We start from the raw sequence: 21,879 nt of genomic DNA, 5'->3' as shown, positions 1-21,879 counted from the left end.
ATCTTTAGGTAACTTTTTTACTAAATAGTAGTATAACGGGGACGATATATTTTTTATGAGAGTTAAGGCATCAGTTTTATTTCTGTTTGTTCCTGTCCTGCTTATAGCGACGGCGTGCAAAAAAGACCGCAATTCAGATGTGGAAGAGCCAGGAGTGGTAAAGATAGCTCCTGATAATTTTGTTTTTTCTACAACGAAGGACTTGTTATTGTCCTTGCGGTTGCTGACCAACAATGGAGAGCCCATCAAAGGGGCATTAGTTACGGTTACAGGAGCCGATAATCCAAATGATATTTATCTACGTGCCATTAGCGACAACAAGGGGTACGTCAATACTGTCATTTCAGTACCTGCTTATTTAGACACTCTTGATGTGAGCCCAAATTACGTGGGTTTACTGAATCGTGTAAAGGTTTATGCAGGGGGAAAGACTGCCTTAAATATTACTATTGGGGGCGCGGATGGCGCTTCAGGAGATATCATACCTGAAAGTACTCCTGTTGCTAAAACCGGCTCTAACGGAGCAACAATGCTAGGCGGCTTCGGGGTGGATTACGTATATCCGTCTCCCTACACCGGCTCAGCAGAGGCTATGGTAAATACAACTCAGTATCCTTTTGCATTAGGAAGACCTAAATATCTTGAAAGTACTCCGGATGTAATTTCATCTTCATTATTGTCGTATGTAAATGCTTCCCTTCCAGAGGGTAAGGCTTTAAGCGTTACTCATCCGCAGTATCTGTCATCCGCAGCGGTCCCTAACATCAACGTGCAGGAAACGGGGGAAGTGTGGATTACTTTTGTCTCAGAAGGCGCTTCCTATCGTAATACGCTGGCCTATTATACCTATCCTACGGGCTCAGTGCCTTCTACGGCTACTGCAGGAACGTATTATGGAGGGATCGACAAGGTTACCATGGTTTTCCCCAACGCCTCTGCTCTTTCTTCATCAGGTGGGCTCAAATCAGGAGATAAGGTAAAGCTTGGTCGGTTTACAAAGGGTACTACCATTGCCTTTGTCCTCATTCAGGACGCCTGGAATGGAAACGGTATCGTTACTTCGAACACGAAGTTTTATACAGACCAGAAGTTCAATCCAGAGACGACAACGTCGCTAAAGAAGCACAGTGTTCTTTTGTATGACGATATTCATAGCTTGTTTGTTATGGGCTTTGAGGATGTCAATCGCCAAAGCAATTCCGATAATGACTTTAATGATTTGGTTGTTTATGCCTCAGCTAACCCTTCAACTGCTATTTCTTCAGATGGTGTATCTGCTATTGATAAAGGAAACGATGACGATGGCGATGGCGTGTTTAATGACATTGACGAGTTTCCTAATGACCCCAATAAGGCTTATATTACTTATTATCCATCCGCATCAGGATGGTCAACACTGGCCTTTGAAGATAGCTGGCCAAAAACAGCCGACTATGACTTAAACGATCTTGTTGTTAATTACCGATATACATGCATTTCTAATGCCGCTAATGCTGTGGTTGAAATGCGAGGGGAGTTTCAACCTGTAGCAGTAGGAGCAGACTATAAGAACGGGCTTGGCATTGAACTACCTTTTACCTATGACAAGATTGCTTCGGTGACGGGACAAAACTTGCAGGTGGGAAGCTATGTACTGAGAAACGCTAACGGTACTGAGGCTGGTCAGCGAAATGCAGTTGTTTTTCCTTTCGACAATACGGATAATTTGATTAAGAACCCTGATAATTCTACGTTGGTAAATACGGTACCTGGGAAGGCCTGGATAGCACCCCTCACGGCTACTGTTAATATTGTGTTTTCAAGTCCCGTTAGCTTTACACTTTCAGCCACTGCACCCTTTAATCCGTTTTTGGTGACGAATCAACGAAGAGGCTATGAAGTCCATCTGCCAGGTAAAAAACCGACCGACAAGGCCGATATGAGTTTGTTTGGGAGTAATGATGATAATAGTTCGGTTAGTAGTAACCGGTACTATTTAAATGGACAGAATTGGCCGTGGGCGCTGAGTTTTCCTGATAAGTTTGACTACCCCACGGAAAAAACTAATATTAGCGAAGCTTATCCTCATTTTTTAGATTGGGCACAAAGTGGAGGAGGCCTATTCCCTGACTGGTTCAGCTCAAGTCTTCTAAGCTTTAGAGTATCTTCTAAAATCTATAACAAGTAGTAGCAAACGACCATCAAAAAAAGAGACTGGCAAAAATGCGAGGGCACTGAAAAAGCAGCTCAATAATGCTGTATTAAAAAAGCGATCAAGAGAAAGGCAACTTTTACTTGGTCGCTTTTCTTTTTGTCCACTATTTGGTTGGGTGGTTTTTTATAGCCGATACAGGCGTATACAGAACAGATTGGGCAATCGGGCGTGATTTTTCCGGGAACTTAGTTGATCAGTTTGATGATCCTTTTCAGATTTACAGTAAAGATGGCCAGTGCGCCCTGCATCTGCATATTTTCGATGCCATAGGCTATCGCCCGGCCATAGCCATGAACGTTTTTTAGTTCACTGTTCTTGGCTTCGACCTTATACCGGTGTTTGATCTTCTGCTTATACTCGTCTGTTTCCTGAAATGCCATCTGCTGCAGGTGCGTGTCTGATTTTATACTAACCGAGTAGGTTTTGAACTTTGCTCCGGGCCTATAGCAATTCTCTCTCAATGGGCAAACCTTACACTTTTCAACATCAAAGTAATAGGTGTCCACCTGGTTTTCTCCAATATTTTTTTCCCGCAACGTGCCTTTCGGAAGGCCAGATGTCCCGCCGGGCAGACGAACATATCAGCGTCCTTATTGTAATCGAACTTATCTTCTTCTTTTCTGACCCCTGGGTGATGGCAGGGTTCAGTTTGGCCACCGTTTTGATGCCTTGTCCATTCATTAAGGCAAGGTTATCTTTCCCTGAATAAGCTGAATCGCCGATGACCGTTTCTACTTTAATGCCATTTTGCTGACTGATCTCCAACAGTTTGGGGAGTTGGGGGCCATCGCCCTTTTCCCCTGAAGTAACTACAGCAGCAGTGATGATGCGCTCCTCTGTCATCGCCAAATGGGTCTTGTAACCAAAGAATGAACTATCAGCTGATTTATGGCCTGTTTTGGCATCCCTGTCTTTGGATAATGTATAGTGTTCCTGCGTATCTGCCACCGTCTCTTTCAACAGATTCAACTTCTCTTTTACCGACGGTATCTGGCTTAGCGTCTTGTCAGCTTCGATACACTTTTCCAATGCACTGCAATAGGCCAGTTCTTTATCCAATTCCTCTGTGCTGTTCTTTTCAGGCATTATTGCTTTCATGTCTTCATCTATCGCGTATACCGCTTTGCGCAGTAGCTTTGAACGCTCCCGTAGTACTTCCAAGGCTGAATAAGGGTTTGACCTCGACAGGGAATGGGTAGCATCAACAATGATAGACTTTGACCGGATGATCCCTTTTTCAATAGCTATTGTTACTGTTTTATTAATGAGCAGGTTTAACAGATCATTATCCTTTAACCGCAGCTTCCTGAACTTTGTTAATGAACTGGGGTCGATAACTCCTTCCTCAGGCGACATATCAAGGAAATATTTGAAGGACATATCATACTGCGAACGCTCAACAACATCCACATCCGAAACCGTATAGATCGTTTTCAACAACAGGTATTTGAACATTCGCACAGGGCTTTCAGCCTTCCTGCCGTTGGTCATGCAATATTTGCTGACCAGTTCTTCATAGATAAATGTAAAATCTATCAGGTCGTTGATCTTACGCAGTAGATTGTCTTTGGGAACGATCAGGTCATATAGCCCTGAAAACGCGCTGAACTGTATCTGTTGTTGTTGGGCAAGCATCTTAGTGTCTTTCTTTCGACACTTTAAGATACAAAAAAGGAGCAGAAAACCCTCGTCTTCTACTCCTTTTGTCCCTTAGAACTTTTTCAGTGCCCTCAAAAATGCTAGTCTCTTTTTTTATACATACAAAAAGTTCTGTCAGCCATTATTTTGTTTGTTTTTCATTGCTGAGCTGAAAGACAGTCCGGTCGAACCGCTAATATGGTGGAGAAATGCGCAAGTTCAACTAACCGCAACGAGGAGGTCGCAAGTTCCTAATGGTACGCGAACAACGCGAACCGGTAAAGCGCTATTTTTATACTCTTTTAAAGAATATTAGACGTCGGTCTTAGCAAATCGCAACATCTGCAGCCCACTATGATACAAGGAAACTTAATAGGATGTATATTAGGGGCACGGTCCTGATACGCTTTTTGCTAAATTAGGTTGATCCTACTTCTGCACAGGAATAGCCAGTTGCCATTATTTATTGCATAGTGCTGCTGATCCTTCGTCTCTGCATATTATCTTGTTGTCATCGGTAAGCTCTGTTTATGATTTTCTCATAATAATTAGTAGGCTAAAGAGGTATTGTTTGACTTAGCTTAATAAGGCAAGGCCGCGCAATGGAAAGCTTGCTCAGCTTGCCTTATAACACCTGTTGAGTAATAGTATCGAAGGAAACAGGCCGAACTTCATTATTAAAGATTTCCGGACCAACCAGTTTCCTAATATCGTTGCAGAAGACGCGTCGTACCTGCAACTGAAAGTCTTGGCCTCATCTGACTTTTAAACAGGAATAGCGGTTTACCGCCAGGTAAGCCGCTATTCCTGTTTAAAAGTTCTTCTGTTAATACTTCAGAACAAAATATCCGGTCTGATGCTTCCAAGTCTCTGCGTCTTTAAACTTAAGTGCGTAAAAATATGTCCCCGCAGGTATTTCTGGAAGTTTGCACTCTACTGAAGCACTTCCAGATTGCATGGTCCTGCCGGCTGACATAGACGTTGCATTTTGATTAGCCTCCAGGATCTTCGTGCCGTTTCTGTTTACGATGACGAGTTCGTAATCCGAGTATAGGCCGAGGCCGTCAAGAATAAGATTGTCATTTATGCCGTCCCCGTTTGGAGAAACAGCCTGGTGGACGTTGATCTCCTGCTCGCCTGCGGCCACAACTATATTAAAAGTTGCTTCAGCAGGAAGATAGTTCTCGTTGCCTTCCTGCGTCACAATTATAGTTGCAGTCCCCACTCCCTCTGGGATTAATGTATTTCCGTCTGCCTTGAGAATAAAAGGATTAAGGCTTTTTACCTGAAGAGGAAGGCCTGAGGAGCAGTTTAGCTTTAAGTCGTGGCTTTTTCCGTCCAGATGAAGGGTCGGCAGTTTTTCGCCGGTAATAATCTGCCCGGCTTTCGTTACTATAAGTTCTTGCGCTGCGGAGATACCATTAAAGGATGAGGGGCCATCAAGACTTGCAACGATTTGAGTTGATCCGATACCGGTGATTCGTACTTTCCCGTTCGTTATTACCGCAACTTCAGGATTGCTGCTATTGTAAGTTATATTCTTTTCCAACCCAGTAAAATTTGTTTTGGCCGATATTTCGAAATCTGCGTCCCCATACTGCTTAGCTGCGAGAGTGTTGAGCGTAATAGTAGGTTTAAGGTCTTTTGGTGTTGCTTGAACTAGTGGACTATATTCGCTTTCGCCATAAGAATTATAAGCAGCCAAGCGGTAGTAGTAAGTAGTCCCGTTCATTAAATTATTATGTATATAGCTGCTAATATTCGCTTTAACTGTGTCCATCAGCGTTAGTATTCCAGGTTCTGTTCCGCCGTAGATACGGAAGCCGGTGACGTTTGCTTCGGTAACGGCGCTCCAGTTCAAGGTATTGAATGCATTCCCTGCCAGGGCTTGCACATTAGTTGGAGTGTCCGGGGTCGTTTGAACTAAACAGAATACATCGGTCCAGCCACTTTCCGCATATACTACCTTTCCTGCCACGGCTGAACGAGTGGGACTCAGTTTGGATACAACTGTCGCATCTCCCAGCTGCCCATTAGAATTCCAGCCCCAGGACCATAAAGAGCCATCTTTCTTTACGGCTACTGTATGGAAGTCGCCTGGTGCGACAATTTTCCAGTCTGTGTCGGTGCCAATTTTGCTATAGGTGGTCCGGTTTGTTTCAGTGCCATCTCCCAGCTGACCGTAGGAGTTGTCTCCTGTCGCCCAGATGACTCCTTGGTTGTCAATGGCAAAAGAGCTCGCAAATCTCGAAGCAACGCACTTCCAATTGTTGGAACTACCTATTCGAACAGGAGTATTCCGATTATCAACTGTCCCATCACCTAACTGGCCGGAAGCATTCAATCCCCAGGCCCACAAGCTGCCGTCGGTTTTAATAGCAAGATAATGCTCTGCCCCTGCAGCAATGGTAGACCAGTTAAGGTCTGTTCCCACCTGTTTGAACTCTGCCCGGTCTGCGTCTGTTGCGTCTCCCAGTTGTCCAAAGGCTGAGGTTCCGGCAGTCCAGATACTACCGTTCTTTTTCAGTGCAAGAACGGAAAAGTCGCCGGCTTTTACGTCTTTCCAGTCAGTTGCTGATCCTACCTGTCTTGGTGTTAATTGAGGCGCCTCGTTTGTGCCGTATCCAAGTTGCCCCTTCCTGTTATCCCCCCATGACCAAAGCGAGCCATCTTTCTTAATCGCGTAGCTGCTTCCCAGATAGCTCACGTCGATGGTAGACCATGTATTATCAGTTCCAATTTGAACAGGATTGTTTTTTTGAGAAAGGTCCGCACCGATTCCTAGTCCGCCCTTAGAGTTATCTCCCCAACCCCATAACGTTCCATCGTTCTTAATTGCCAGAGCGAATCTGTCGCCTGCCGACACCATTTTCCAGCTAAGAGAGCTAAAAACAATGGGGGTTGCCGCTGCTGGACTTTCTTTGCCATTGTAATAGCTTCCCCAGGCGTTCAAGCTTTGAGCTTTAACTCCTGCCCATGATAATGCCAGTAAAAACAGTACTAATATTTTTGCTAGCTCTTTGCTTTTTCTTTCTTTAGTGACTTTGGGCCACTGTGTGTGTTTCCTAATACAAGAGAAGGAAAGGGTATGTTTTGAACTCATAAATAATGTATATAGTTCCCAAGTCCCTGTCCTTCATAGATATGAAGTACTGCGTTTTACTGACTGTTTGCCAAAAGAGTTACATGTTTTTGCCAAATTTTGCCAAAAGCTTTATCCTGAAAAAAATGTCGGCAGTAAGTCTGTGAAATGTGATGCGAATCATCTTAAAACGTGATAAGTCAATTGGCGTAACAAGCGCTTCCGGAAACAATTGCTTAACTAATTGTTAAAGTTTGTTGTATATTTTTTTCCTAACCTTGTTCGAAATGCCCCGCAAGGGTGATGTTTTATAAAAAATGGAAAAAATGCTAAAGAGAACCCTTGGGGTTCTTCTCATCTTGTTCATAGTGAACGAGTTGTCTGGTCAAACAAAAGTCGAGAATCTCATACTTATAACCACTGACGGGTTACGGTGGCAGGAAATTTTTAAAGGTGTCGATACTTCTATTTGTAATAATCCGCAATTCAATGAAAACAACGCCGCCTCCATCAACGCCGACTATGGAGGGCCGACAGAGAAAGATAGTAGAGAGAAGCTGTTCCCTTTCCTATGGCATGAGGTAGTATCCCGTGGTCAGTTGTATGGAAATCGGTCGGCGGGTACCAGGGTTGACAATGATAATCCATACTGGTTTTCATACCCTGGTTACAGCGAACTGCTCACGGGATACGTTGATGAAAGAGTGAATTCCAATGATTTCGAGAACAACCCAAATACTACTATTCTGGCGTATCTCCAGCAACAGAAAGGATTTAATGGAAAGGTAGCTGCTTTTGGAGCTTGGGATGCATTCAACAGGATTTTGAATGAAGAGAACTCTGGTGTCCCCGTCACTGCCGCTTTTGATCCGATCGGTGGAAGGCATCCCTCTGAAAGGGAAAAAATGCTTGAAAATATGCTGGCAGACAGTTATAAGCCTTGGGGATCTGCTGAATGTCTGGATGTGTTTACACATTACGCAGCCATGGAATATCTAGAAAAGCACAAGCCGAAAGTGCTTTATGTCGCGTACGGTGAGACTGATGAATGGGCGCACGCAGGCAAGTATAAATCATATCTGAACGCGGCGCATCAGGTCGACGAATGGATTAAGGAAATATGGGAGTTTGTCCAGACAGACCGTGCTTACAAAGATAAAACAGCATTATTAATCACCGTGGATCACGGCAGAGGCGAGGGGCCCCTGTGGACCAGCCACGGAAAAAAGATAGCAGGCGCTAGTCAAACATGGTTTGCCTTGCTCTCCCCCAATGTTCCTCCGCGCGGAGAAGTAAAAACTAGCATGCAACTATACCAGAAACAGCTTGCACAATTAATGGCAAATTTATTGGGTTTTCAGTTTAAAGCTGATCATCCAATTGCTGAAAGCGTTAAGGAAGTAGGGGCACTTACCAGCATCAAATAACCTTATGGCTTTGGATACCTTGTATTAACAAACAATGCAGAGCGCTGAGTAGTCAATAAATACTGTAAGTAGAGATAAACGTTTTAGCCCGCGGTACAGTCTAAAGTATTGGTACTATTATTGAAGGAGTGGGGAATTGTCCTTCTTTCCTCATTTGGTAGAAGTAGGGTCGACTTTCATAAGAAAAACTTTCTTAAGTTTGGTCAGTTTAATTTGTAATGTTCAATTTTTAACTAAAGTGTAAATATGATGAAAACGCGAATATCAATACTTGCTCTTGCCCTTGCTGCCATGTTAGGCCAAAGCTGTGTTAGCAAAAAGGAATACCAGTCGTTGCAAACGAAGTATAACCGTCTTGACAGCAATACGCGTGATCTCCGGAACAAATATCTGCTGACAGAAAGAAGTCTGGCTGTGGCAAACAACAAAGTGTCGAATCTGGAAGACCGGATCGCCTCAGAGAAAGCCAATGTCAAATCGCTTCAGGAGGCCCTTGACAAGTGTCTTAACTCCACCAGCCAGGGCAATGTCAATATCTCCAAACTGGTAGATGAGATCAACAGCTCCAATAAGTATATCCAGCAGCTCGTCAATGCCAAGAATAAAAGCGATTCCCTCAACATGGTGCTCACCAATAACCTTACCCGTTCATTAAGTCAGCAGGAAATGCGCGACGTGAACGTTCAGGTATTAAAAGGGGTGGTTTATATTTCTTTGTCTGATAATATGCTGTACAAATCAGGTAGCTATGAGATCTCTGACAGAGCCGGAGAAACATTATCGAAGATCTCCAAGATTATCAAAGACTACAAGACATACGACGTGCTGATAGAAGGGAACACCGATAATGTACCTATTTCTCAAAAGAACATCCGGAACAACTGGGATCTCAGTGCACTTCGTGCCTCTTCCGTCGTGCAGGCCCTGCAGAACAACTATGGTGTAGAGCCGAGACGTCTTACAGCCGGCGGGCGCGGGGAATACAATCCGATAGCTGATAACTCTACCGAAGAGGGCCGCGCTAAGAACCGACGCACGCAAATTATTATTACTCCTAAGCTCGACCAGTTTATGGACCTGATCGGCAAAGCGCCTGAGCAAGGCCAGGATGAAACAAAATAATCACGTTGAAATTATCTGAAATAAAAGGAGCATGGGTGTCACCTGTGCTCCTTTTATTTTTAGTTGATTGCACGTGGAATTAGATGATAAACGTTCCTTATCTGTTTGTTGTCGGGCAATAGTCTTTGATTTCGAGGGCTTTGTGAAACCAAAGCTGCTGAGGGCTGTTGCCTATACAATGTAGCAGATAACCTGGCAATGAAAATAATCGACAAAAGCCTTAATTACGGTCGACATCTTATCCATCAGTTCGCTGTTAATCAACCGGCCAACGCCCTTATTCTCGACCTCGGAGCCGGTCATGGCGACGATCTCCTCATCTTCAAGCACAACAACCCGTCCTCCCGTCTTCACGCCGTCGAGTGCTATCCTCCCTATATCAAAGACCTGGAGGCTCACCAGATCGTGGTACATAACCTCAACATTGAGAGAGATGTGCTCCCTTTTGATGCAGAGTCCGTGGACGTGGTCATATGCAACCAAATCCTTGAGCATTGCAAAGAGGTATGGTGGATACTCCATGAGATAAGCAGGGTGTTAAAAGTGGGAGGTCACATCGTAATAGGAGTTCCCAACCTTGCTTCCCTTCATAACCGGCTCCTGCTGGTTTTAGGTGAACAGCCCACCTCTATTCAAAACAATTCAGCCCATGTTAGAGGGTACACCAAGAAGGATGTCCTGAAGCTCTTAGTGAACGCCTCCGATAATTCATACGTTCTGGCCGACTTCGGCGGAAGCAATTTTTATCCCTTTCCGCCTGCACTTGCAAAGCCGCTAGCCCGCTTTTTCCCAACGATGGCCTGGGCCATCTTTTTTAAGCTCCGAAAGCAAAAAGCCTATCACGACAGCTTTTTGCGTTATCCTTTAGAACGCAGGCTCGAAACTAATTTTTTCTTGGGTAAAGCAATGACACAGGGATTGCCATAGCGATAATAATAAAAGAGAGATTTCTTTATTTTTATCCCAAAATAAGTGGAAATGAAGAAATTCGTATGTCTGCTCGCCCTGGGCTTTCTCTTGCTCTCTTGCAATTCGGGAAGAACTACAAGTGCGGGTGCTAAAAATAAAGGATTTAACGCCCTGTGCGATCTGTATTATGAAGAGGGACTCAAATTATATCCCCTCAACGCTACCTACGCAGGGGATAACCGCTATAACGATCAGCTGCCAAACGACGGCACAACTGCCTTTCGAAACGCAGTGAAGGCATATAGTAACCGCTTTTTAGATAGTCTGAAGCACTATGAGCCGGAAAGTCTTAATGAGAACGACCGGCTGTCGTATAAGGTCATGAAGGATCAGCTCGAATTAAACCTCAAAGGCTTACAGTTTCACTTCGAGTACATGCCCTTTAATCAGATGTACGCCTTGCCGCTCACTATCGGGCAATTCGGATCGGGTACCGGAGCTCAGCCTTTTAAGACCGTGAAAGACTACGAGAATTGGCTGAAAAGGATTGATGCGTTTTCTGTATGGGCAGATACAGCCATTGCCAATTTCAGAAAAGGTGTAAAGGCTGGCATCGTGCTCCCCAAAGCACTCGTAGTTAAGATGTATCCGCAAATGTACGCCATGGTTACCCCTGAACCCGAGAAGAGTATCTTTTACGGTCCCGTCAGTAATATGCCGTCCTCTTTTTCTGAGGCCGACCGGAAGCGTCTCACCGCTGCGTATCGTACTGCTATCCTCCAACAGATCGTTCCAAGCTACAAAAGACTGGGCGACTACCTGAAGAATGAATACCTGCCTGACGCACGAACAACGTCAGGCCTTTCATCTTTACCCGGAGGGAAAGAAATGTATGCCTATCTCGTTCGGCAGCAAACCACTACAACAAAGAGCCCCGGCGAAATTTATAAAACGGGATTACAGGAGGTCGCCCGTATCAGGCATCTCATGGACAGCATTAAGAACAAGGTAAAGTTCAGAGGCGATTTAAATGCTTTTTTCAATTATATGAGGACGGATAAGCGCTTTATGCCATACAAGAAGCCATCTGAAGTTCTCGCTGCCTTTGAGAGCATCCACAAAAGAATGGAGCCTAATCTGAAAAAGATGTTCAATCATACTCCAAAGACTCCGTTTGAGATCCGTCAGACAGAAGCATTCAGGGCAGAATCGGCAAGCGCCGAGTATAGTCAGGGCTCTGCCGACGGTAAGCGACCTGGAATTTTCTATGTGCCGATATTAGATGCGGCTAATTTTAATACCACTTCAGGAATGGAGTCTTTATTCCTTCACGAAGCCATCCCTGGTCATCATTACCAGATCTCGCTGACACAGGAAAATACCGAACTGCCCAGGTTCCGCCGCTTCGGATTCCATAATGCGTACGTGGAGGGATGGGCGCTCTATTGTGAATCGCTAGGCAAGGAACTTGGACTCTATACCGACCCTTATCAGCATATGGGTGCACTGGGCGATGAGATGCATCGGGCAGTACGTCTTGTTGTTGATGTGGCCATCCACACGAAAAATATGACAAGAGAGCAGGCCATTCGCTATATGATGGAGAACGAAGCCATCAGTGAGCAGGGAGCAACTGCCGAAATTGAAAGATACATGGCAATTCCGGCACAGGCACTTGGCTACAAAACGGGGTCAATGAAGATACAGGAGCTGAGGCGTAAGTATGAGCAGATGATGGGTGCCAGGTTTGATCTTGCCGGGTTTCATCATCAGGTGCTGAAAGACGGATCGCTCCCTCTGAGCGTGTTCGAGGAAAAAATGAATGCCTGGGCGGCTTCTCAGAAATAGATGTGCGCTCTATAACTTTCCAGTCACTTCAACGTAAAAGAGCCTGAGCAATTGGTGCGATAGTGCCATTTGCTTAACTTTGAATTGTTGAAGATTATTTTGTTAGTACTTCAGAAATGGGTGTTCTTAGTCGCAGGCGTCGTTCTTTTCCGCTCCTGTCTCTTATCCTCCTGCTAACCATCCCCCTGATTGCGGGGGCCTCGGGAAACGAAGATATAAAAGACTATAAGGTGTGTTATGGAGCTGCCGGGTTAAATGGACGTCCTCTTCTTGTTCTCAGGCAATTTCAGAAAGCCGGCACTATATTTTATTTGACGGCAGACGTCAATTCCCTGAAAACGGCTATCGTATCACACGCTCAGCTTATACCCAGGCAAATGACCTGGGCTCAGTTGCAGCAGCTCTATAAGGAAACTCCCTACATGAAAGCCCTCCATCTGGCTGCCGATAATGCCCGCGCTCTGCAGGATGCTGGCATCACCCACGGTTCTTCCGCTGAGAAAGGCATTACCCTTACCATAGATCTCTGCCCTTCTCACCATCCCTTAGACCGCAGTATATTTACCTCCCTGATTGCGGGCTTCAAGCAGTGCGAAAGGCCTGTGCCCGTTGCACTCTCAATAACCGGGAGATTCATGGAGCGTCATCAAAACGACATCAACTGGCTCAACAACCTGGTTAAAAGTGGTGATATCGCTATTACCTGGGTAAATCACACATACAACCATCACTTTGCCCCCAGGGCGCCCATTCAGTCAAATTTTATCCTTGCTCCCGGAACTGACCTCCGTCAGGAAGTGATCCGTACGGAAGTGGCAATGCTTGAACGTGGCTTACTCCCCTCCGTATTTTTTCGGTTTCCTGGCTTGGTATCAGATCAAAAAGTTACGAATGAACTTTTATCGTACGGCCTGATCCCCGTCGGGAGTGATGCATGGCTGGCAAAGGGGCAGATAGCACGTGCAGGGAGCATCGTGCTGATACATGGCAACGGGAATGAACCCGTTGGAGTAAAAGAGTTTACAGCTTTGCTGGAGAAAGAAAAGCGTGCCATACAAAGACGGCAGTGGCTGATGTACGGTCTTAGTGAAAGCGTAGGAGAGGAGTTTAAGCAGTAATGACCCTGGCAGGAGTAATAGATAACATTCGTGTAGCAGCATCATATACAGGCGATATGCAATTCAATCTCGAAATCCTGATCCAGTTCCTGCTGGCAGCTTTATGGGGAAGTATTGTCGGTGCAGAAAGGGAGTACAGAGGGAAAGCCGCCGGCTTCCGTACTACCATCATGATCTCAGTAGGAGCATGTTTCTTTACCATTATGTCGGTCCACCTTGGTTTTGGAAGTTCAACAGACCGTATTGCATCTAATATCGTTACCGGCATTGGATTCCTTGGAGCCGGTGTTATTTTTCGTGGCGAGAATCAGGTGAACGGAATTACCACTGCCGCGACCATCTGGGCCGTTGCTGCCGTCGGCATGGGAATAGGAGGAGGCTTTTATTTTGCATCTTCCTGCGCCAGCGTCCTGATCGTTATTATCCTGGCCGTACTTCCCGCCATTGAGAATTACCTGTTCCGCGTAAATCAGGCCAAAGAATACTCCGTCAAATGCCCATACTCAGAAGGAGCAAGGCAAAAATACGAAGCGCTGTTCGCCTCCCATGGATTGAAATACCGCTTGCTGAAACAAATCGTAGAGAACGGGGAAATAATACTGGTATGGCAAGCCATCGGTGCCTATAAAAGGCAGGAGAGTTTTACAGCAGCACTGCTTGCTGAACAGGACATTATCAGGCTGGAGTGCTGATCTTCCTCCTGTGGCTATTTGTTCTATTAATTCAAGCAACTTTCATTTCCACTGAACTGTCAGCTCATGAATGTTCCTCTTGTCAATCCGCATTCCCTTGTTATTCTGTTCAGTACTAATTCCCTCTTGCACCCCGCGTAATTTGCTCTCCATTTTGGCACTATCCAAAATGCCGTACAAAGGGCTGAAGACAAGAAGAATCCTGTTTCTGTCAATCTAAATTCTCTTAAATGCGTTATTTTTAGCACATGAAACTGGCTCAGGCGGGAAGCAAAACCACTTTTTTAATTGCACTTGTTTTAATCGGATTTTTAAGCGGCTGCAGTACCTTAAGAAGGGAAAGAATATTGCGCAACAGCGGAACTGTAAGCAATGATTTAGACCTTCCTTTAATTCTGTACAGGTCCTCGCATATTTTAAGCTCCCGGATGGTTGTTCTGCTTTCCGGCGATGGCGGCTGGCTTGACTTTAATGACAGCCTCGCCGTTAGCTTTACAAAGGCAGGTTACGACGTGATAGGCTTTAACAGCCGGTCTTACTTCTGGCACCGGAAAACCCCTGAGCAAACTGCTGCCGATTTTACCCGTCTGTTAACCCGGTACATGAAGCTTTGGAACAACCGCCGCATCACGCTGAACGGCTATTCTTTCGGCGCAGACGTAGTCCCGTTCATTTATAACCGGCTCCCTGATGAGTTGAAAGCCAGAGTAACGGAAATTCAGCTCTTATCTCCGTTTTTGTCCACCGACTTTGAAGTTTACCTCACCGACCTGATTAACCTCGGTGGCGATGACAGGGACTATAAGGTGAAGGAAGAATTATCTAAAATCAAAGTTCCCATCTACTGTTTTTACGGACAGGACGAAGATCATAAGCCGCTTGCAGATGTTTCAGCAAAGAACTTTCATCTCTCAATACTTCCCGGCGGTCATCATTACACCGGAGGCTACGGCCGTATCATTACATCTGCTGGTCGCAGTATCCTGCCTTTTAACCTGCGAAATCCGCGGCAGCGTTTAAAAGAGTAGCAATAAGTAAGGCTGGTGGTGCGTTTTTTTAAGAGCAATAATAGTGTCTGGCTGACCGTATTAGTCTTCGAGCCTGAAAGTGATGGCCGCCGTTTGTTGCGACTTTATCGCTTTGCCGCCCCTCATAGCCGGACTCCATTTGGGCATCGTTCGTAAAACCCGTATCGCTTCCTCCTCACAGCCATAGCCTATGCTGTCCAAGACGGAGAAGTTAGACGTTGATCCATCTTTCTCCACTGTAAACGCAACCCTCACGGTCCCCTCAATGTTGTTTTTTATTGCTTTAGCCGGATAAATGAGTCGACTGGAGACGATCTTCTGTAACATCTGCTCTCCTCCAACGAGTGATGCGTTGGTCGCATATGAAAGCATACAGGTGTAGTCTTCCGGTTCCGTAGTAAAACAAGGTTTCCGGGTAGCAACGAACCGCCTGGCGCTTATTCCCGCAGACAACTGCCTGGGTAGAATAAGAGGCAGCTGTATGGTGATGAACCTGCTCCCTCTGTTGTAGTACTTTGGCATATCCCGACCGGCGGAAACAACTGTAATTGTGTCATTAAAAAGAGCTCCCTCAATCCTGAAAACTCCCATGCTGTCTGTTAATGCTCCGAGAAAAATTTTAGGATATTTTAGATTCTCTCCGCTCGAGTGTACCTCTATCCCAGGCACGGGCCTCCCGCCGGCATCTATCACTCTTCCTCTTAGGTTGATGGTATCGCGGCAGATTGTTCTAACCAGATCAGGGGCTTGCGCTTTTAACATGGCTGAGGGGATCAAACAAAGAAGAAGCGATAAGATAAGCCATTTCATATATTTCTGAGATGAAGAAGAGCGACAATATCCATAACTAAATGTATTCAAATGATGATCTGCCAACAGAAAACTTGTCAGCCATGTCACTGCTCCATGCCTTCTATATCTTTCACTGAAGGCTAATGACACGCAGTTCTGGCTATTCGGCTGTTTTTAAATCCCCCTCAGTGCCTTTAATTACCAGTTCCGCTGCCTTTCCTCTCTGCTTGATCACGTTCATCCCGATGATTGCGCTCAGCATGATCACAATGCCGAAAAACTGCACCAGATTGACTTCTTCTTTCAGGATCAGGTGTGCCGTCACAACCGCTACAGGCAACTCTACAGTCATCAGCAGGCCGCTTGTTGATGCGCCTACTTTAGGCATTCCCACTGCGAAAAGGATCTGAGGGAGAACGGTGCCGAAGAAGGCAAGGAATAGTCCCCACTTAAGCAGATGCGGGCCAATGTGGTTTTCAAAGGCGACTGTATGGAAGTTTACAAGAAAAATAGCGGCCGCCGAGCCGGTCATAATCCAGGCGCTCTTATTCTGCCAGTAGACGTTCTTTCCCACACGGCTGTTTGCTACAATATAAATGGCATACACGAGTGAGGAGGCCAGAACAATGCCCACGCCTTTAGGCGATAAATTAAATTCTTTCTGACCGGTAAGGCCGCTGGCGAGAATAGTGCCTGCAAGTATGATCACTGTGATAACAAGCTCCAGTACCATCGGCCTTTTTTTAAACAGGATCCATTCGATCAGGATCCCAAGCCAGGTGAACTGCATCAGCAAAACAATGGCAACTGAAGCTGGAATATATTTTACAGAAAGATAGTACAGAAACGTAGTGATACCGATAGAGGCTCCGGCGAAAAGCAGCCACAAGATATCTTTTGCTTTTGCATTCTGTTTTTTCGATGCCAAGAAGAACGACCACAAGGCACCTGCCCCCATCAGGGCCTGAATGAACGAAATCTCTGCGGGAGTGTACCCCTGACTGTATGCTATCTTAACGAAGGAGGATAAAATGCCGAAACTTGCCGCACCCGCAAGTACCATCAACACGTACTTAATCACTTTTGGAAATTTTGCGCAAAGGTACTATTGTTTCACTTCCCGTACTAGTATCCCTTCATTTATTGTGATATGAAGATTGCGGCTGTAGGTTGTCCGGAAAGGAATAGTCTCTTTTCGGAGCTCTCGCAGCTCCAGAACAGGCCGACCAAAAGATGAAGTAATGAAATCCTAAAAAGAAAAATATAATTGTGTCTGTGACATTTAATATTATATTTGTATTGTTAAACAACCAGTTAATCATTGTCCGGCTTCACTGTTAGCCGTTACAAAGGAACCAGAAACCAAAGTCTATGAATTTTTCATTTCACAGCCTCGTACCATCAACGACTCTTTCGTTAAGGCTCCAGTTCGTCTTCGCTTTTTTACTGTTCTCCATGAGTCAGCAGGCGTCTGCAGCGATGAACAGATATGACCAGCCTGATTCCGTATACCTCTTTTCTTACGGGGTGAACGGCTTGCGGTTTGCCTGGAGTCAGGACCGTCAAAACTGGACGCGGATCGGCAACGACTATACCTTCCTGAAAAGTGACTATGGCGCATGGGGGAGCGAGAAGAAGATGCTCGATCCGTACCTCATCCGGGGAAAGGATGGCCAATGGCAGCTCGTCTGGGGGCTGAATAATTACACTCTTCAATTTGCACACGCCAGCTCTTCTGATCTTACATACTGGGGGCCTCAAAGCTATCCCTATTTCAAGAAAGGGGAGAATGTCTTGAAGCCCGTCATCTCGTATGACCCTCAGCGTGACACCTATCGGATCACTTATTCCGACAGTAAGGGCAAGTATTATCAGACCACAACAAAAGATTTCAAGAATTATTCGCCCGCCGAAGAAGTAGATAAAAGTCAATATCAGCGTTCTGAAATTACGGTTCGCCTCGGCGGAGAAACGTTTACCGGGCAGATCCATCGTGTAGCATGGCGCCTGATTGATGGCCTTCAGAAAAGCTACGAGCGGCAACAGTACAAGGCCGCTTTAAATTCAGAAACTACCAGGGATGATGCAAGGCGATACGCGAATCTCAAAAAGCTGGAGGCTAAGATCGTTCTCCACCCGGAAAAGTCAAAGCAGATCAGCAACATGCTGATGGGCGTGTTCTTTGAGGATATTAACTACGCAGCCGATGGAGGATTGTATGCTGAGTTAGTTCAGAACCGTGATTTTGAGTACCGGCTACAGGATAAGAAATACCATGATAAGGACTGGAACAGCCGTTACGCCTGGAGCCTAAGGGGTGAACAAGCCAGCTTCCGCGTTGATTCGGTTAGCCCGGTACATCCCCATAACCCTCATTATGCGCTGGTCTCAGTCAGCTCTCCTGGTGCCGCGCTCGTCAATAGCGGCTTTGACGGGATTGCCGTAAAGAAAGGTGAGGGCTATAGCTTGTCGTTATTTGTCAAAGCAGCAGCTGGCAAAGGAAATAGGATAGAGGCCCGCCTGGTGAGTAAATCACAGGGTGTGCTGGCCAAGGGTGTGATCTCTTCGCCTTCCGCGGCATGGAAGAGCGTGAAAACGAGCCTCGTTCCATCTGCAACGGCAACCGATGTAAGTCTGGAACTGAGTCCTTTAAGCGCTGGTGATTTCGCATTCGATATGGTTTCGCTTTTCCCGCAGAAGACGTTTAAGGGACGCAGCAACGGCCTCAGGCCTGACCTGGCTCAGGCGATTGCCGATATCCATCCCCGGTTTGTCCGTTTCCCGGGAGGTTGCGTAGCACATGGCGATGGAATCGAAAATATTTATAAGTGGAAGAACTCGATCGGGCCTCTGGAAGCACGTGTGCCAGACCGGAACCTTTGGGGATATCACCAGAGCATGGGTTTGGGCTACTTTGAGTATTTTCAGTTTTGTGAGGATATAGGCGCTGAGCCTGTTCCCGTTATTGCAGCCGGTGTCCCCTGTCAGAATTCATCAACAGGCGGCGGAGGACAGCAGGGCGGAATTCCGATGTCCGAGATGGGACAGTACATACAGGATATTATCGACCTGGTGGAATATGCCAATGGAGGCGTCAACACTACCTGGGGAAAGAAACGTGCGGAAGCTGGCCATCCTAAGCCCTTTAACTTAAAGTACATCGGAATCGGGAACGAGGATCAGATCACCGACGTGTTCCGCCAGCGCTACCAGATGATCTGCGACGCCCTGAGAAAGGCTCATCCTGAAATAACAATCATTGGAACGGCAGGGCCTTTTTTCGAGGGAACCGACTATGAAGAAGGATGGAAGATCGCCAACGAGCTGAAGCTGCCGGTTATTGACGAGCATTATTATCAGTCGCCCGGCTGGTTTATCAACAATCAGGACTTTTACGATAAATATGACCGCTCTAAATCGAAGGTGTATTTGGGCGAATACGCAGCCAGTCTGCCGGGGGGAAATAGAACGAATCTCGAGACTTCGCTCGCTGAAGCGGTGTACCTCACGTCGCTTGAACGGAACGGAGATGTGGTTCACATGGCTTCTTATGCTCCGCTTCTGGCTAAGGAAGGACATACGCAGTGGAACCCCGATCTCATTTATTTTAACAATACTGAGGTGAAACCTACGATCGGATACTACGTGCAGCAGCTGTACGGGCAGAATGCCGGCGATCACTATATCCCCGCTTCTGTAACCCTTTCGGACGCCTCCGAACAGGTAAAAAAGCGGATCGCGTATTCAACTGTGAAGGACAGCAAAACCGGCGACCTGATATTGAAGGTGGTCAACGTGCTTCCTGTGCCGGTGCAAGCGGATCTCGACTTTAACGGAATAAAGCCCGGCCTCAAAGTCGTCAGAACGACGCTTGCTGGCGACCCTTCGGACAAGACAGGGAAACCGGTTGTGACAGAAAGCTCCGTCAGTATGAAAGCATCGCAGGAATTACCGCCCTATTCATTTACAGTGCTTAGGTTTAAGAGCAAATAGCAGACAGGCGCTGAATAAAACGCCCGTGACTCGATTGCCTGAAACAGATAGGTAGGGACAGCCGGAGGATCAGCTTCCGCGAGGAGACACAAGAGCTTAAAGTCGCCCGAAGACAACCAGGCGTGGAGTCTTTGAGCAGCTCGGAAAAGCGCGCTGTTGGTTTCTTAACGCGATCCTATTGAAGGACCGGCAAGAAGCCAAAGCTCCCCGCACGGCCCGGCACGTCTGGCTCAAAACCTTTCTGTGAAAGTGTATTTGTTCTTAAGTTGCCACAAAGAACATTCAACTTACTTTCATCCCCGTTTGTGCGTACGGCTCATGCATCTTTTTTGCGACAATCTATTTGTGTTATCGAGATTATTGATTCTGTTTCAAAGGGGCCTCAATGAGATCGCTTCGTTCAGTATATAGGCCAGAAAGAACATTCCGCAAACGTTTATTCCCGTTTCTGCGTGCAGCCCCCGAATGTTTTTCTTCCTGTTTTAAGAGGAGGAAGAGCCGGGAGGCCGTTACTTGTCAGCGGCAACTCAGCGCCCCTGGCCTGCTCAGCCTGCAGCCGTTTTTGCAGTTCTTCCCTGGCGGCGTTCAACTTATCCAGGTCTTGCACGCTCGCCTTCTCCCTGTGGCGCTCGATCTTTGAGAACAGGTCCTTGCCGTGATATGCCGTTAACGGGTATTTTTCAAAGGGGGAGCCGGTCCGTTTATAGGGCTCGCGTTCCGGATGTTTCCAGAGATTTTTCCCGCCAATATAGTCCGGATCCAGCATTTCCTGGTCTCCCTGCGGTACCTGTATGGCTTCCACCACCTCGGCAGGGCTCCATTCAGGCGTGTTGACCACCATGGTGCTCAGCCTGGTCCGGTTAAGCGCGAAGAGCGACACGCTCAACAACACCAGACATCCTGCCGGCAGCTCCTTGTCGAGCGTCCAGACCTGCTCTTCCAGGTACGAACCACGGGCAAACTCAATATCGTGGTAGTCCAGGTATTCCGAGTACTCCGAACGGAAATGAAAAGCCGTAGCCAATAGTCGAAGCGTATAATTACTGCACTGAGCAGGAGCGTTATGGAGCTGGCGGTGGGAATCAAACGCCGGAATCCGGATCTGTACCTTGCCCTCCGGCGTCGTGCTCACTACCGGCCTTACCTCAAGCACCTCGCTGAGAGGCGAATTCGCGTTAAACTGAAATCCTTTCAGAAAGGAGGGGTTGCCATCGTGAATATCGCGTTCTCCGCGGAACTTTTCTTTACTGCTTCGGATGCATTTCAATACAGTAGCAGTAAGCCGGTTTCCCATGCCCCTGTCTACAGAATGATAAGCGGATTCCATCACGTTACGGATAATGCAAGCGGTATTACTGCCGAGCCCGAATTCAACGCCGCTCTCGCGGGTTGCCAGCGTCTGCTTAAACCGGCGTGGCCGGCTTTGCACCACCTGTAAGTCGCCCACCGTTCGGTAGACAACATGGGCCACGGTGCCATGCAGCCCTCCTTTTTTGTCAACTATTGCCATGTTTTTCCTTTCTTTTTTAGTTCAGCTTCGGGGCCATCAGCTGAACGGATAAGGTTGCATGGCGACGAAACTGTGGTTCTTATTTCTTAAAACTAAAAATAAGGATTTTTATAAGAAAAAATAAACACGTTTTCTGAAAAAAGGTAAATTTGAACTAATCCTTCTGCCCGGATTTTAAGGGCCGGTTGTACAGTTTGGCTGCCTAAAGGAAGGGCTCTTCTGGTTGACGGCGCCAATAGTATAAGCAGCGTTCTCATTGCAGCCTGATCCCGTCAGGATCCTGCTCCTCCGGCTGCTCACCCTTTAATCTTTATTACTTTATATGACCTGATTCCAGGACTGGTCCTGAGCTGTACCTGCTTCGGAAAGAGTCAAACGTAAATCTGTCTTTATAGCACATTGAGTCCACATGTCACCGTAACATGTGGACTCAATGTGCAGATACCCGAGAAATACTGAACATTCAGTCCGAAGCAGGACATACGTAGGTCAGGCGGGGATAAGACCGTTGTCAGTAAAAAAGGAG

General features: G+C 46.5%; 13 protein-coding genes and 1 pseudogene. 9 read left to right on the top strand and 5 right to left on the bottom strand.

Going from position 1 to position 21,879, the window contains the following annotated elements:
* Positions 1-55 precede the first annotated feature (55 nt).
* Positions 56-2,167: an LruC domain-containing protein gene (locus ACES2C_RS03390; protein WP_374165606.1), complete on the top strand. Its 2,112-nt coding sequence runs from the start codon at positions 56-58 to the stop codon at positions 2,165-2,167.
* A 212-nt stretch (positions 2,168-2,379) separates the two neighbouring features.
* Here ACES2C_RS03390 and ACES2C_RS03385 read toward each other — a convergent pair.
* Positions 2,380-3,829: pseudogene (locus ACES2C_RS03385) on the bottom strand (IS1182 family transposase).
* Positions 3,830-4,658: 829 nt separating this feature from the next.
* Positions 4,659-6,785 carry a gliding motility-associated C-terminal domain-containing protein gene (locus ACES2C_RS03380; protein WP_374165605.1) on the bottom strand — a complete coding sequence of 709 codons (2,127 nt, stop codon included), beginning with the start codon at positions 6,783-6,785 and terminating at the stop codon, positions 4,659-4,661.
* A 446-nt stretch (positions 6,786-7,231) separates the two neighbouring features.
* Here ACES2C_RS03380 and ACES2C_RS03375 point away from each other — a divergent pair, with 446 nt between their 5' ends.
* From ACES2C_RS03375 to ACES2C_RS03345, 7 genes are all read left to right on the top strand, one after another.
* Complete coding sequence (locus ACES2C_RS03375) at positions 7,232-8,341, top strand: phosphoglyceromutase (RefSeq protein WP_374165604.1); 1,110 nt, start codon at positions 7,232-7,234, stop codon at positions 8,339-8,341.
* 246 nt (positions 8,342-8,587) lie between these two features.
* Positions 8,588-9,463 carry a flagellar motor protein MotB gene (locus tag ACES2C_RS03370; protein WP_374165603.1) on the top strand — a complete coding sequence of 292 codons (876 nt, stop codon included), beginning with the start codon at positions 8,588-8,590 and terminating at the stop codon, positions 9,461-9,463.
* Between the two features lie 198 nt (positions 9,464-9,661).
* Positions 9,662-10,390 (top strand): class I SAM-dependent methyltransferase, encoded by a 729-nt coding sequence (locus tag ACES2C_RS03365; RefSeq protein ID WP_374165602.1) that lies wholly within the window; start codon positions 9,662-9,664, stop codon positions 10,388-10,390.
* A 51-nt stretch (positions 10,391-10,441) separates the two neighbouring features.
* Complete coding sequence (locus ACES2C_RS03360) at positions 10,442-12,220, top strand: DUF885 family protein (protein ID WP_374165601.1); 1,779 nt, start codon at positions 10,442-10,444, stop codon at positions 12,218-12,220.
* Between the two features lie 116 nt (positions 12,221-12,336).
* On the top strand, positions 12,337-13,338 hold the full coding sequence (locus ACES2C_RS03355) for a polysaccharide deacetylase (protein ID WP_374165600.1): 1,002 nt from the start codon (positions 12,337-12,339) through the stop codon (positions 13,336-13,338).
* The gene (locus ACES2C_RS03350) at positions 13,338-14,030 is read left to right on the top strand and encodes an MgtC/SapB family protein (protein ID WP_374165599.1); all 693 of its coding nucleotides are present in this window, start codon (positions 13,338-13,340) and stop codon (positions 14,028-14,030) included. The genes ACES2C_RS03355 and ACES2C_RS03350 overlap by 1 nt, the downstream gene beginning before the upstream one ends.
* 428 nt (positions 14,031-14,458) lie before the next feature.
* The gene (locus ACES2C_RS03345) at positions 14,459-15,058 is read left to right on the top strand and encodes an AcvB/VirJ family lysyl-phosphatidylglycerol hydrolase (protein ID WP_374165598.1); all 600 of its coding nucleotides are present in this window, start codon (positions 14,459-14,461) and stop codon (positions 15,056-15,058) included.
* 60 nt (positions 15,059-15,118) lie between these two features.
* On the opposite strand, the gene ACES2C_RS03340 is transcribed toward ACES2C_RS03345, so the two are convergent.
* On the bottom strand, positions 15,119-15,820 hold the full coding sequence (locus tag ACES2C_RS03340) for a TonB family protein (RefSeq protein WP_374165597.1): 702 nt from the start codon (positions 15,818-15,820) through the stop codon (positions 15,119-15,121).
* 190 nt (positions 15,821-16,010) lie between these two features.
* On the bottom strand, positions 16,011-16,931 hold the full coding sequence (locus ACES2C_RS03335; RefSeq protein WP_374165596.1) for a DMT family transporter: 921 nt from the start codon (positions 16,929-16,931) through the stop codon (positions 16,011-16,013).
* A 290-nt stretch (positions 16,932-17,221) separates the two neighbouring features.
* Between ACES2C_RS03335 and ACES2C_RS03330 the strand changes: the two genes are divergently transcribed.
* Positions 17,222-19,843, top strand: a complete 2,622-nt coding sequence (locus ACES2C_RS03330; protein ID WP_374165595.1) for an alpha-L-arabinofuranosidase C-terminal domain-containing protein — start codon at positions 17,222-17,224, stop codon at positions 19,841-19,843.
* Positions 19,844-20,279: 436 nt separating this feature from the next.
* Here the strand turns inward: ACES2C_RS03330 and ACES2C_RS03325 are convergent, their stop codons facing one another.
* On the bottom strand, positions 20,280-21,353 hold the full coding sequence (locus ACES2C_RS03325) for a hypothetical protein (protein ID WP_374165594.1): 1,074 nt from the start codon (positions 21,351-21,353) through the stop codon (positions 20,280-20,282).
* Positions 21,354-21,879: the final 526 nt, after the last annotated feature.

It is taken from the genome of Arcticibacter sp. MXS-1 (assembly GCF_041902385.1).
GTDB lineage: Bacteria > Bacteroidota > Bacteroidia > Sphingobacteriales > Sphingobacteriaceae > Arcticibacter.
The sequence above is the reverse complement of the archived record's forward strand: the minus strand, read 5'-3'. Positions and strand labels throughout refer to the sequence as shown.

Bases quoted from the DNA above. Each gene is read 5' to 3' on its own strand.
- ACES2C_RS03340 (WP_374165597.1), bottom strand. From the start codon at position 15,820: ATGTTAAAAGCGCAAGCCCCTGATCTGGTTAGAACAATCTGCCGCGAT.
- ACES2C_RS03345 (WP_374165598.1), top strand. From the start codon at position 14,459: ATGGTTGTTCTGCTTTCCGGCGATGGCGGCTGGCTTGACTTTAATGAC.
- ACES2C_RS03325 (WP_374165594.1), bottom strand. From the start codon at position 21,353: ATGGCAATAGTTGACAAAAAAGGAGGGCTGCATGGCACCGTGGCCCAT.
- ACES2C_RS03370 (WP_374165603.1), top strand. From the start codon at position 8,588: ATGATGAAAACGCGAATATCAATACTTGCTCTTGCCCTTGCTGCCATG.
- ACES2C_RS03390 (WP_374165606.1), top strand. From the start codon at position 56: ATGAGAGTTAAGGCATCAGTTTTATTTCTGTTTGTTCCTGTCCTGCTT.
- ACES2C_RS03350 (WP_374165599.1), top strand. From the start codon at position 13,338: ATGACCCTGGCAGGAGTAATAGATAACATTCGTGTAGCAGCATCATAT.
- ACES2C_RS03375 (WP_374165604.1), top strand. From the start codon at position 7,232: ATGGAAAAAATGCTAAAGAGAACCCTTGGGGTTCTTCTCATCTTGTTC.
- ACES2C_RS03355 (WP_374165600.1), top strand. From the start codon at position 12,337: ATGGGTGTTCTTAGTCGCAGGCGTCGTTCTTTTCCGCTCCTGTCTCTT.
- ACES2C_RS03330 (WP_374165595.1), top strand. From the start codon at position 17,222: ATGAATTTTTCATTTCACAGCCTCGTACCATCAACGACTCTTTCGTTA.
- ACES2C_RS03360 (WP_374165601.1), top strand. From the start codon at position 10,442: ATGAAGAAATTCGTATGTCTGCTCGCCCTGGGCTTTCTCTTGCTCTCT.
- ACES2C_RS03365 (WP_374165602.1), top strand. From the start codon at position 9,662: ATGAAAATAATCGACAAAAGCCTTAATTACGGTCGACATCTTATCCAT.